The following is a 12,367-nucleotide window of genomic DNA, read 5'->3' on the forward strand; positions in this document are numbered from 1 at the left end:
TTCTCGTCCACACAGAACACTGCCGCATGAGCGGGAGGGTTCAGATAGAGGCCTATCACGTCTGCAGCCTTGGTCTCGAAGTCAGGGTCGTTCGAGACCTCTGCGCTATCATCTCGGCCTCGTAACTCCGAACGATGACCGTTGCGCTATCGTTGTAGACGGCATTGCATATTCGTGGCGCGACGGTGAAGACGTGGTCTTTGATGAAACCTATATGCACCATGCTGCGAATGAAACCGATCACGACCGAATCATCCTGTTCTGCGACATCGCACGGCCGATGAAATATCCCTGGGCTCAGAGCATCATCAATGTAGTTGGCAATTTCCTCATGCGTGCCGCAGTGTCACCGAACGAGATCGGTGATCGTACAGGTAGGCTCAACCATGCGTTCCAGTACATCTATGTCGTTAGACGAGCGACAAAGGCGCTTAAAAGTTGGAATCGCACCGTGTACTATGTCGCCAAATGGTGCCTGTTTGGCACGATTGCCTTGGCCATTTTCTGGCGCTGAAGAGCGCGTGAACGCTCGCCCAACAATCTGCTTATTGTCGATGAGCGCCGGCTGGGATGGTTGTATGTCGCAACACCTGGCAGGTCCAGCCCTATAGGTTCTTGCTGATAAAGGCTTGCTGGACCAAGGCGAACTCGCGTTCTGCATCAGTTATAGAACAGGAGACAAATCGTGCCGCTGAGTCAATTTGACCGCCCGCCCTCTGATCGCTATTTTGAGGACTACGTCCCAGGCTTGACTTACGAGTTTGGACCAATTTCTGCTGATGAAGAGGACATCATCAATTTTGCCAAAACGTTCGATCCTCAATACATCCACACTGATCCCGTCGCTGCTGCAAATGGACCATTCCACGGCCTGATCGCAAGTGGATGGCACACTGCCAGTCTCATAACCCGACTGTTCATCGAGCATTTTCTTACATCGGTCGCGAGTCTTGCGTCACCCGGTCTGGACGAAATTCGGTGGCTCTCTCCGGTTCGCCCCGGAGACCAACTGCGACTCCAGGTAGCTGTCGTCGATAAGAGGATATCGCGATCAAAACCCGACCGAGGACTTGTTTACACGCCCCTGGAAGGACGAAACGACAAGGGCGAGTTGGTGATCACGATGAAGGGAATCAACTTTGTGCGCGTTCGCCCCTGAAAAACTGCGCACACGCTGGCTGAACGCACGTCCAGTAGCCCGGTAACATAACGGGTTTATGCTATATAGCCTGGTTCACCGGTCAACCTGTCGACATAGCGAATCTCGACGTCTTCCCCTGGCGTGCTGAGATAGTAATATGCTCTCCCGGTGCAGTCGCGCCCACCGACTGCCGTCGATTACTAGGCTTAGCCAATCACGCTGCCAAATGCGAGCGTCGACTGCAAAGCGTGGAGGCGCCTCTGCTGCACCCGCTCAAATTTAGGCAAAAAAGCGACCTGAGTTGTGGATTATCTATATACTCCAACACTCAAGGTTGCCAACGGATCGGCGCTGACGCCCGCTTCATCGATGTGGAAAATTCAGCATCACCGATATGTGTGGCAACCGCCAGAAACCACTTTATTATCGGGCTTACTATGCATCTGTTTCAAGCAATTCGCGAACGCCGGTCAATCAAGAGCTTTGATCCCGCACACCGATTCAGCAAGGACGAGGAGGATCTCTTGATCGACCTGGCTGTCCAGTCCCCTTCATCCTTCAACGCTCAACATTGGCGTCTCGTCAACGTCAAAGATGCGAGCTTGCGCGCACAGATTCGATCTGTCGCCGCCGATCAGTCACAGGTAACCGATGCTTCGCTGCTTTTTGTTGTGTGCGCTGATCTCAAAGCCTGGCAGAAAGGTCCCGAACGGTACTTCCGGAATGCACCCCAGGATATCCAGGATCTGTTAGTGCCCTGGATGGGAAAATTTTATGAATACAACGACCTGTTGCAAAGAGATGAGGGGATTCGCTCGGCAACCTTCATTGCGCACACGATGATGTTGTCGGCGAAAGCGATGGGATATGATTCGTGCCCTCTAATCGGCTTTGATCCTATCGAAGTATCCAAACTCGTTAAGCTGCCGGACAATCACGTTATAGCAATGATGCTTGCCATCGGCAAGAGTACAAAACCCGCATGGCCGAAGCCTGGTTACGTCGACCGTTCGGAAATACTCTTCGAAAATACATTCTAGTTTTTCGAACGGAGGCGGCCAGCCAATGTTGAGTTTGACCGCCCCGGATCCGATGTAATCTCCTTGAGCCACTTCGACAGCGGACTGTCGATTCTCCTGATCGGCTGAGCGTTTACAGCGAAAGCCGGTACCAACCAGGTTTCAGTTTCATTAGAATGGCTTCCCTGTTAAATAGGTTTGACAGCAAGGGAGCAGTAAAAAACTCCTAAACGGGGCAGTCTTCGACGCAAAGCGACGCCATGCTAAACGGAAGGCACGAAACGGCGGCTTTTCGTAGAATTTGTGTGTTAAACACTCGTATCGAGACAACCGTGAAAGAATCGTCCAAGCTCAGCGGCACACTATGTCCAGTCTCGCGTTCACAAGCCATCGTTGGCGATCGTTGGTCTCTCGTCATCATGCGAGAGTTGTTTATGGGTAATCGACGATTCGATAGTCTGATGGCGCAAACGCAGGCTACACCGCAGATGCTTGCGACGAGACTCAAAAAGCTCGAGAAAAGTGGGATGATTCGGCGGAAGCCGTACATGGTACGGCCCCCGCGATACGAATATCACTGCACTGAGATGGGGCAGGCTTTCTATCCAATTATTCGTGCTTTACGCGAGTGGGGGGAAAACTGGTGCAAATCGAAAGGCGAGCCGATTACCGTACGCTATACGCATAAATCCTGCGAGGGGAATGCCGGATTAGGCGCCGTGTGCGAGACGTGCGGGGAACTGCTCACGCGCGCAGATCTTATTCCAAAGCTAAGCGCTCCTTATGCGAGCGAACGCGCAGCTCGCGAGGCGGCCTAGCAGCGCATCCAACCATCATGTTGCAAGCTCCATGAGACACCGCATTCGAGTCTGCCACGCAGTGCGCCCGCCAGACGCGAGGGTCTGAGATCCCACTGGCCGCGCCACGGCCACGCTTGCCCGAACTCACATCCGGATAACGTCCATTACCGTCTTCTTCTTGTCCTTGAACTGGTAGATCGTAATTGCAGCATCTTTGAGATCACCGTTCGAATCAAACGCAATTCTTCCGATGACCCCGTCAAATTGCGTGACGGGCATCGCAGCAAGGATTTTCTGGCGATCGGTCGAGCCAGCACGCTTCATGGCGTCATAAATCACGTAAACGGCATCGTATGCAAAGGGTGCATACGCATCAATGGGAGTCTTGAAGCGAGCAACATATCTTCTGTCGAAATCCTGCCCTTTCGGCATCTTTGACAATGCGAGCCCCGCTTCTGAACACACGACGTTGTCAATTGCATCGCCCGCCAGAGCGATCATTCTGCTTGTACAAGCTCCGTCGCCGCCCAGCACGCTCGCTGTAATTCCAAGGCTGGCCGCCTGTTTTACAAGTGGGCCCGCTGTAGCATCCGAACCACCGAACATGATGACATCGGGCTGTAGACCTTTAATTCTGGTCAGGATCGCACGGAAATCTGTTGCTTTATCATTCGTCGCTTCTCTAGCGACAATCGTGCCGCCGTTCGCCTTCGCGGCCTTCATGAATTCGTCCGCGAGACCTTGCCCGTAAGCGGTCGAATCGTCGACCACTGCGATGCGGCGTGCATGCAACGAGTCGATGGCGTAACGGGCAAGCGCTGGCCCCTGAAGCGCATCTGTCGCCACCACACGGAACGTCGTCTTGTAGCCTTGGCGAGTGTACGTCGGATTTGTGGAGCCCTGCGATATCTGCACAACCTGCGCTTCGCTATATACCCGTGATGCGGGAATTGACACGCCAGAATTGATGTTGCCGACTACCGCCACTACGCCATCATCGACGAGCTTTTGGGCAACTTGCGTGCCCGTGCGCGGGTCAGCTGCATCGTCCTGCGAATCGAGCTTCAAAACAACAGGCTGCCCGCCTATCACGGGATGCTGAGCGTTAATTTCATCGATTGCGAGACGGGCTGCGTTCTCACTGTCTTTTCCCATGTTTGCAAGCTGTCCGGTGAGCGGCGCAGCGTGACCAATCAGGACCTGTTTCGTTGTCGAACCGGTCGCATGAGCGCATACGTGTACAACAGTCAGAGCAAAAATACTTGCAAGATAGCGCGATAAGGAATTCACCGATGGCCTCACTCAAATAAGGTATGTCCGGCAGCGTTTCAAGTATTTATTCTCTAGATAGCAAATAATTGCTATCCATTGTTCAATTTCAACGCCAATTCTGCGCCACAGATAACGATACCTTACGCCATCGCAATTTGTCTGCTTGTGCGCAATAAAGCTTCGATGCTTCGTCCGATCGAAAGTATGGACGCATCAGCCAGAGCGGGTCCACAAATCGAAATACCAACCGGCAGCTCATTCTCCTGGTGGCACGGCACAGTAAGCGCGCACCCATCCATAAAATTGACTACACTCGTGTTGCGCAGAACCTTGGCGTTCACGGAGAAAAAGGCCTCGTCGTCGAGCTCGACACGCGCTACTTCCGGCGGGACGACCGCAACGGTTGGCATCAGCCATGCGTCGAATTTCGCCAGGCGTGACTGTGCCTGACGCACAAATCGTTTGCGAGCAGCGAGCAACTCAATGTAGTCTGCGGCGCTGCGTCCCTCCCCGGTGCGCAGGCGCTTGAGTACCCGGGCATCGTAGCTATCCGCATCTCGCGCAACATGGTCTCGATGCCACGCCCATGCCTGAGTCGAGGTAATGCTGGCAAGCGGGAAGCGGCCACCGAGTTCAAACAACTCCGGAAATGCAAAACGTTCAATCAATGCGCCAGCGCGTCTCAACACACCAATCGCCCGGTTGAACGCAGTGCTCACCGTCTCATCCAGATCATCTCCGACGTAGTCCGATGTGATGCCGAAGCGCAGCCCCGTCAATGGACGCGCGGTCGTACCGAGGGTGTGCCCTGAGATCACACCATCCACCAGTACACAGCAGTCGACACTTCGAGCGATCGGGCCAATCGAATCGAATGATGGTGCAAGTGGGACAACGCCATCAAGCGAAACACGACGAGCGGTCGGCTTGAATCCCACGAGGCCACAAAACGCGGCCGGTATGCGAATCGATCCCCCCGTATCCGTGCCCAATGCGGCTGCGACATGTCCAAGTGCGACAGATACCGCTGCGCCAGAACTTGAACCACCAGCAAGAAGACGAGGATCAACCGGGTTGCGCGGTGTGCCGTAGTGCGGGTTCAACCCGAGGCTGGAGAAAGCAAATTCGCTCATATTTGTCCGCCCAACGAGCACAGCCCCAGCTTCGCGCATTCGTGCCACTGCGACCGCATCGCGCACCGCCGGATGTGAACTTCGTAATACCCGGGAACCCGCCGTCGTTATCTGCCCTTTTACATCGAACAGGTCCTTAACCGAAATGGGGACACCAGCGAGCACAGAGGGTACATATCCTCGCGAGCGGAAAGCATCACTGCCTGCCGCAGCTTCGCGCGCTGCCGAGCGATCGACCTGGGTGTAAGTTGCACCTCCGTGATCCGTGTCAACTTCAATAGCAGCCAGACTGGCGTCGACCAGCTCCACCGTGGACATTGCCTTAGACGCAAGCATGTTGCTAGTCTCACGAATTGTGCGCATTATTCCCCCACAATATCCACGCATAGCCACGGAAGACCCATGTTGACCGGCACTGGTCTCTAGACTGAGCCTCATCGCTTCGACGCAACGTTTCGCCCGTTCGAGGCATCTGAGCGGAGCGTGCCACTCGCGTCACTTTTTTGAATTCTTGGTGGATCAAATAAGGCTGTCCAACAAAGAAAAATTGTCACGCTCCAGAAAATTTTCTTGTCACGTGGCCACGAAAATAGAGTTAGACTGTCAGGTTATCAAAAATATTCTTGCCGAAAACCTCTATCAGGATGATGAATGAATCTTCGGTTTCTTGAGACGTTCGTCTGGCTAGCTAAGCTCCGCAGCTTTCGCCTGACAGCGGAGCGGCTACATGCGACACAGGCTGCTATTTCCAGCCGAATATCTGCGCTGGAACAGGAGCTTGGGGTACGCCTGTTTGAACGAGGGCCAAAGGATGCGACGCTCACTCAAGAGGGCACAAAAGCATTGCCGTTCGCGGAACAGATGTTAAAACTTAACCTGGCGATGGTATCCAGTGTGCGTGATCGTTCGAAGGTGTCAGGCCTGCTACGGATCGGAGCAATTGAGTCGATCGTGCATACATGGCTACCAGACCTGCTCAAACGCGTTCGGGATGAGTATCCGAATCTTACGATCGAACTGACGAGCGATACGTCGTACAATCTCTCAACGCAATTACTAAATGGTCATATTGACGTATCGTTTCAGATGACGAACGTCGGTGGCTCGGACATGGCTAACATTGCGCTCGGTAGCTTGACAATGCGCTGGATGGCAAGCCCCATGCTCAATCTTTCAGCTCAGCCTTTGACCGAAAGCGAACTTGCCGTCTTTCCCATTGTTAGTTTTGCCCGTCATTCTCCACCGCATAAGTTTTTGGAGAATCTGTTTTCTGAAAATGGCGATACACAGGTGCAAATCAATTGCGTAACGTCCGTTGCGGCGATAATCAGGCTTGTCGTCGATGGATTCGGCATCGCAGTTCTCCCCCCGGCTTCCATTGCACGGGAGCTCGAGACCTCACAATTGCAGTTCTTGCAGGTCACGCACCGCATTCCCCCGTTACAGCTGGTCGCTGCCTATCGACGGACAGCAGACAGTCTTATTCCAGAGTCCATCGCTCGCCTGGCGCTGAACGTAATGCTCGAATTCAGCCTGCAGCACGGGCCTGAGATCGCGCTATTCCCTTTCACCGACCCAGAACTCACTCGCGAGTGAGCGCGCAAGCTGTCAATCTGCGCTGGCCGAATACATCGAGATGGCGCATGCGCATATACATGATGCAATCAAAACGCCATCTCGCTAACATCAATAGCTCCGATCAAACCTCACCTCTTTCGTGGCCACATCTGGGCCGCAGACCTCCATCAGCTTACCTTTAACACGGTTTTCCCGACCAGATGCCCTTGAGGGATTTTTTCTAACGCCTCGATGGCGCGCTCCAACGGAAGGACGGACGAAACCTCAACCTTTAGCGAGCCATGGTGGATCAGGCCCGCAAGATTTTCCAGAGCGACATAATCAGGCTCCGCAACAAATGAGGAGCCTCTGACACCCAGTTTCGCTGCCGCTTCCTGAATCTCGGCTATGTTCGGCAGTTTTCTTGCACTAATGAGAAGACCGCCTTTGCGCAGCGCTTTAAGCATCGGAATGGTCGCATCCCCTCCAGCTAGCTCGATTACTACGTCCGCGTCAGTGATTTCATCAGTAACAACCGATGTCGTGTAGTCGATTAATCGATCTGCGCCGAGTTTTCGTACAAGTTCGTGCTTTTCCTTTCTTGCTACACCAACTACGTAAGCGCCCAGTGATTTGGCAACCTGAACAGCCAGGTGGCCGACACCGCCGGCAGCGCCGTTGATTAAAACTTTTGTGCCCGGCCCAACCTCAGCAACGTCCGCAAGCATCTGCCATGCGGTCAAACCTGCCAAGGCGATGGCAGCGGCTTCTTCAAAGCTCATGTTTGCAGGCTTGAGAGCGAGCTGTCTTGAAGGTGCAGCGGCATATTCGGCGTATCCCCCTACTGCTCGCGGAAAACGCGGAAAGCCAAAAACTTCATCCCCCACTTTGAAGCGAGTTGTTCCAAACCCCACCTCTTCAACAATGCCAGAAATGTCCCAGCCCGGGATATGAGGCAGCGTCAGCGCATTCATGTAGCCTCTGCCCACTGCCGTGTGGTAATCGATTGGATTGACCCCGACAGCCTTTATTCGAACGAGTACCTCTGTCGGAAGAGGCTCCGGTCGGGGGACTTCTACCAATTTCATCGAATCAAGTGAACCCCACTCAGTCTGCTGAATAGCACGCATCATCGCTTGATTGCTGGACAAGATCGCCTCCGTAAGTCAATACCTGCAACAAACAGCCACGTAACGCCAGGCAAACGGCCGTTCAGACCTATCGGCCTTCTCATTTGACTGATAGTCAAGGCATGCCCAAACTACGCACTACACTTTCGTTACAACCAACGCTTTTAGGCAAGCTTCGACCACCCACATGGCAATTGCACATTCACGCTGAGATCCTGGGATCCTTGTGACCCACAACTGAGTTCGCTATCAGTGAAACAGGGCGTAGGGAGGCTTTTGGCCGGGATGATCGCTTAGCTCACCTACCACTCTCTCTGCATCAGCCACCTCTCCCATCTCTGCAAGAAATTTATCTCTCGGGAAGTCCCCTGTTACGCAGCCTTGAATCAGGATCCATCGTTGATAGACCGTGACCCACAAGGTACTTTGTTTCCACGCTGGTAATGTCGATGACAGCCACTCCAAACGTCTGCGAGTCGCATCTGCGATTTCGTCATCGTAGTCAAATGCATTGGGAAGTCGGCAACGGCCCTCGATCCAGCAGTGGTTACCGTGCTCTATGCGATGATGCGATTGACTCATCCACTCCTCGTGGCTCACTCTTGGACCAGCAGGCTCAGGACAGTTCTTGATGGCAGCAGAAATCTGGAAAAATGGATCGTGTCCGCGATTCTCCAGGCGCTCCTGCGCACCAAGAAGAAGCGGCGAGACAGCGACTAGCATGCCTACGATACACTGGATGAAGATGGACATTTTATTGCACGCAGCAAAACGACTGGCAGCAGTCAACCACTTCCGACTCGACATACACATACGAATGCGTCTGTGCAATATACGCACGCAGATGACAGAGCAGCGTCGCTGCGATCGCATCAATCCTCAACAGGTCCGTTTGACCGGCATCACTTTCGTGCTACTGGACTGTTTTATGTTTCTCCGTCTTTTGGATATCAAACGCTATCTTGATTAGACAGCGCCGTCAAGCTGGAGATGCAGGATCTACGTCGGCGCATAGACGTGATAGCTCGCCCTCTTCATTCGACAGTGGCCAGGTTCGAGACTCACTCCACACTATCTAGTGCCCATGTCCTGGCGCGAGAATAATCGTGTGCAACCAGCGCCTCGACACATTTTCGCACCCGGCGCGGTGGTTAGAAAGCGGATCCAACTGACGGCTAGCCATCGACCACTTTCAGATGCACGTAAAATCGTTGCCGCTCCTCCTCGTTGAGTTTGCGCAGCAGTGACTCGGTCTTCTCGTTTATGAGGCGCTCGACCATCTGTGTCATCGTGCACCCGAAATAGTCGGACAGCCGTTCGACATTGCGCTTGGTCGTAATAGAGACGAAACAACTCAGGCGTTCATAACGCCCGCCGGCGCCCAGCTTACGTTTTCGATATCTACGCTGCCGCTCCGAGTTAGAAAGTGCCATTATTTGATGAGAAAGTTATCGGTCACAAAATGAGTTACATGACTTCGGCCGGCAGAATCTGACATCTATGACATCTCTCTGCCACAGGCGGAATCTGTAGTGATAAACCGAACGTATATGTGGCGCTCATGTAACATCTCGAAATATTGTGACATGTTGGCAATTTTTATGCTTTTTGAGGCCCACCTTCCGTCTCGCCCACCCCTCCTTTTCACCACGATGTGATGCGCTCGATCGACCGCATCTGCCGTAGATGCACATCAATACTTTAGTATCAGATCGCCACACATTCACATGCGGCGACCTCACGGTCACGCCGCAATCAGATTTTTTCAAGATCAACGTGATGTTCGCTCCGTGGCGAGCTGCGTTGGTTCCTTCAGCTCCTTCAGGACGGAATGACGTCGGTCAAGGCAAGCGTCCTCCACTGGCTCTGGCTCGCGCCGGCGGGATCGGTCGACGGCATTGATATTGGTCCACCGGATATCGCGTGGGTGACGACCGACGAGGTTGGCCTGTAGCCTTCGCGACCGGGGCGACCGGTCGCGACTCCCAGACTGACGCGCCCTCCACCTCTTAACTACCTTTCAGTATGCGATACCACGTCGTGGTCGGCACAGAATTCGGCAGCATCCATTCGAGAGGCTCGCTCGACGAGGTCGCTTGCACGCCCCGTCAGCGGTCGCAGTCTTACCGCTGCGCAACGCAATGTCGGGTGCGCTGTCCGTTTTGGCATGCCGCGCAGGCAGCATCATCAGGTCGGTGCCGCCCAACGGCGATCGCTGGCGCCGCATTGCGTGATATGCATATGCGTCCAACCTACCTCATTACGCTTCTGGTTCGCTGAGGCCGTTGTATGGACTATTTGATTTCAGGTAAGTCTCCGAAATCCAGTATGCAATTTTGTATTCCACGAATCACATCAATCGCTTGGGACGCTCGTCATACTGCCGCGTAGCCCAGCTGGTGGACACATGCCGTGCGGCTCAGGCGTCAGTAGTCACCCCCGTTAGCAAAAAATATCTTGACAACTTAGGAAAGAAAACTTAACTTTCGTTTAGTGAATTACACTTAACTAAACGAGTCTTCCTGAGGCGTGCGACATGGCGGCCAGCGCCGGGAAGAAAGCGAACCCAGATGAAGGCAAATTGAAAGCAATGAGCGGTTGATGTGCTTTTACGGCAGGTTGCAGGGATGAAGGCATAGACGGCGAAAAGCGGCACGGTCTGGTCGTTCGTGACGAGGAGCCGTGCGGTAACGTACCAACGACATTCGATGCAAAAATCATTTATTTCGCATTGCTACATTGGTTTATAGGTCAATTTTCGCGCAAGACGTTATTATTTTTCAGGAGATTTAAAGTGTTCACATTCACTCACCGCAATCCCGAGATGCAACTCGACAAAGGTCACACTGCACTCGTTTTGGCAGATATCCAGAATGAATTTTTGTCTGAAAGCGGAAGCTACTACCCGATGATCGAGCACAGTCTGAAGGCTAACAATGTGCCCGATCATATTGAGGAATTGTTGCGCGCCGCCAAAGAGTACGGCCTTCCAGTAATTCATTCTCCGCACTATTACTTCCCAACCGATCGCCAATGGGTAGCACCCGGCGGCGCCATCTCCGACTATCTCGCAACTCAGATCAGCTTTGTTGGCCGCAAGGACCCGGTTGATCTCGAAGGCTTCGTCGGATCCGGTGCTGACTATCCAGAGCGCTATAAGAAATATCTGCAAGATGGGAAAACCGCCAACACGTCGCCTCACAAGGGGGCGTCGGCTCGCACCAACGACCTGATCAAACAACTGCGTATGCGGCGCATCGAGAAGGTGATCATGGCAGGTCCCGTTGGAAACATCTGTCTTGAAGGTCACATGCGCGACATCATCGAAGAAGGCATGGAAGTGGCCATGGTCCGGGATGCCATCGCCGGTGGGCGAAACGAAGAAGGTGATGCTTACCTGGCCGCGATGATCAATTACCGCTATCTGGCGAACGCAGTTTGGACAACGCAAGAAGCGGTTAGCCGCATGAAAGCGGTGGCAACGGCCACGACAGTTTAATACCAGGCAAGCAAGAATTTTTTAACTAACAGAGAGAAAACATCATGTTGCTTAATGGAAAACGAGCGCTCGTTACGGGTGCAAGTCGCGGAATTGGCGCTGCTATCGCGCGTAAGCTTGCACGTGAGGGCGCGGATGTGGTTATCACCTATGAGAAAAGTGCAGATAAAGCGAACGAAGTCGTTCAGGAGTTGAAGGGGTTCGGCCGCAAGGCAGCGGCCATCCAGGCTGACAGCGCGATTCCGGCCGACGTCAAGCGCTCGGTCGCAGAGGCTCGGGAATTCCTTGGGGGTCTGGACATTCTGGTCAACAACGCAGGCATTATTCGCGTTGCTCCTGTCGAATCGATAACTGACGAAGACATCGATGCACAGCTTGGGGTGAACGTGCGCGGTCCGATCGCGGCAAGCCAGGCAGTGATCCCGCACCTCGGCAAAGGTGGCCGGATTATCACAATTGGCAGCTTCTTTGCAAACAACGTTTACTGGCCAGGCTTGGCAGTGTATTCGACGACGAAGTCTGCCCTTATTTCGTTCACCAAGGGACTCGCCCGTGAGCTGGGTGATCGAGAGATCACGGTCAATCTGGTCCAACCCGGCGCGATCGATACCGATATGAATCCCGCAAGTGGCGATTTTGCAGCGATCACGAAACCGTGGATTCCCGGTGGCCAATATGGCACAGGCGATGACATTGCAAACGCCGTGGCGTTTCTGGCAAGCTCGGATGCCAAGTATATCAACGGCACAGAGCTCACGGTCGATGGCGGTCTGACGGCTTAATCGGGCCCGGAAGGCTGTGATCGCACACTGGCAG

The 12,367-nt window shown here is 53.7% G+C and carries 11 protein-coding genes and 1 pseudogene; 7 read left to right on the forward strand and 5 right to left on the reverse strand.

Annotation, left to right across the window (positions count from 1 at the left end; translation table 11 throughout):
• Positions 1-100 precede the first annotated feature (100 nt).
• From H3V53_RS29145 to H3V53_RS29160, 4 genes and pseudogenes are all read left to right on the forward strand, one after another.
• Positions 101-514, forward strand: a pseudogene (locus H3V53_RS29145) (aspartyl/asparaginyl beta-hydroxylase domain-containing protein); the annotation flags it as partial.
• 171 nt (positions 515-685) lie between these two features.
• On the forward strand, positions 686-1,159 hold the full coding sequence (locus tag H3V53_RS29150; RefSeq protein ID WP_336600869.1) for a MaoC family dehydratase: 474 nt from the start codon (positions 686-688) through the stop codon (positions 1,157-1,159).
• Positions 1,160-1,389: 230 nt separating this feature from the next.
• Entirely contained in the window at positions 1,390-2,181 is a 792-nt protein-coding gene (locus tag H3V53_RS29155) for a nitroreductase family protein (protein ID WP_336600870.1), read from the forward strand.
• A 239-nt stretch (positions 2,182-2,420) separates the two neighbouring features.
• Entirely contained in the window at positions 2,421-2,978 is a 558-nt protein-coding gene (locus H3V53_RS29160; RefSeq protein ID WP_336600871.1) for a winged helix-turn-helix transcriptional regulator, read from the forward strand.
• A 126-nt stretch (positions 2,979-3,104) separates the two neighbouring features.
• On the opposite strand, the gene H3V53_RS29165 is transcribed toward H3V53_RS29160, so the two are convergent.
• Together H3V53_RS29165 and H3V53_RS29170 are read right to left on the reverse strand one after the other, a co-directional pair.
• On the reverse strand, positions 3,105-4,220 hold the full coding sequence (locus H3V53_RS29165; protein ID WP_336600904.1) for a branched-chain amino acid ABC transporter substrate-binding protein: 1,116 nt from the start codon (positions 4,218-4,220) through the stop codon (positions 3,105-3,107).
• Between the two features lie 152 nt (positions 4,221-4,372).
• The gene (locus tag H3V53_RS29170) at positions 4,373-5,728 is read right to left on the reverse strand and encodes an amidase (RefSeq protein ID WP_336600872.1); all 1,356 of its coding nucleotides are present in this window, start codon (positions 5,726-5,728) and stop codon (positions 4,373-4,375) included.
• Between the two features lie 288 nt (positions 5,729-6,016).
• Here H3V53_RS29170 and H3V53_RS29175 point away from each other — a divergent pair, with 288 nt between their 5' ends.
• Positions 6,017-6,961 (forward strand): LysR family transcriptional regulator, encoded by a 945-nt coding sequence (locus H3V53_RS29175; protein WP_336600873.1) that lies wholly within the window; start codon positions 6,017-6,019, stop codon positions 6,959-6,961.
• 149 nt (positions 6,962-7,110) lie between these two features.
• Here H3V53_RS29175 and H3V53_RS29180 read toward each other — a convergent pair whose 3' ends face one another.
• The 3 genes from H3V53_RS29180 to H3V53_RS29190 all read right to left on the reverse strand — a co-directional run bounded on the left by H3V53_RS29180 (position 7,111) and on the right by H3V53_RS29190 (position 9,485).
• Positions 7,111-8,073 (reverse strand): NADP-dependent oxidoreductase, encoded by a 963-nt coding sequence (locus H3V53_RS29180; RefSeq protein WP_336600874.1) that lies wholly within the window; start codon positions 8,071-8,073, stop codon positions 7,111-7,113.
• Between the two features lie 228 nt (positions 8,074-8,301).
• The gene (locus H3V53_RS29185; RefSeq protein WP_336600875.1) at positions 8,302-8,805 is read right to left on the reverse strand and encodes a BON domain-containing protein; all 504 of its coding nucleotides are present in this window, start codon (positions 8,803-8,805) and stop codon (positions 8,302-8,304) included.
• 422 nt (positions 8,806-9,227) lie between these two features.
• A complete protein-coding gene (locus tag H3V53_RS29190) occupies positions 9,228-9,485 on the reverse strand; it encodes a hypothetical protein (RefSeq protein WP_336600876.1) in 258 nt (85 codons plus the stop codon).
• 1,361 nt (positions 9,486-10,846) lie between these two features.
• Here H3V53_RS29190 and H3V53_RS29195 point away from each other — a divergent pair.
• The gene (locus tag H3V53_RS29195) at positions 10,847-11,551 is read left to right on the forward strand and encodes an isochorismatase family protein (RefSeq protein ID WP_336600877.1); all 705 of its coding nucleotides are present in this window, start codon (positions 10,847-10,849) and stop codon (positions 11,549-11,551) included.
• Positions 11,552-11,592: 41 nt separating this feature from the next.
• Positions 11,593-12,333 carry an SDR family NAD(P)-dependent oxidoreductase gene (locus H3V53_RS29200; RefSeq protein ID WP_336600905.1) on the forward strand — a complete coding sequence of 247 codons (741 nt, stop codon included), beginning with the start codon at positions 11,593-11,595 and terminating at the stop codon, positions 12,331-12,333.
• Positions 12,334-12,367: the final 34 nt, after the last annotated feature.

The sequence above is a fragment of the Paraburkholderia bengalensis genome (genome assembly GCF_037126505.1).
Lineage (GTDB): Bacteria > Pseudomonadota > Gammaproteobacteria > Burkholderiales > Burkholderiaceae > Paraburkholderia > Paraburkholderia bengalensis.

What these genes read in the sequence shown, in the direction of transcription:
- H3V53_RS29170 (WP_336600872.1), bottom strand. Translation starts at nt 5,728, where the DNA reads ATGCGCACAATTCGTGAGACTAGCAACATGCTTGCGTCTAAGGCAATG.
- H3V53_RS29185 (WP_336600875.1), bottom strand. Translation starts at nt 8,805, where the DNA reads ATGTCCATCTTCATCCAGTGTATCGTAGGCATGCTAGTCGCTGTCTCG.
- H3V53_RS29175 (WP_336600873.1), top strand. Translation starts at nt 6,017, where the DNA reads ATGAATCTTCGGTTTCTTGAGACGTTCGTCTGGCTAGCTAAGCTCCGC.
- H3V53_RS29190 (WP_336600876.1), bottom strand. Translation starts at nt 9,485, where the DNA reads ATGGCACTTTCTAACTCGGAGCGGCAGCGTAGATATCGAAAACGTAAG.
- H3V53_RS29160 (WP_336600871.1), top strand. Translation starts at nt 2,421, where the DNA reads ATGCTAAACGGAAGGCACGAAACGGCGGCTTTTCGTAGAATTTGTGTG.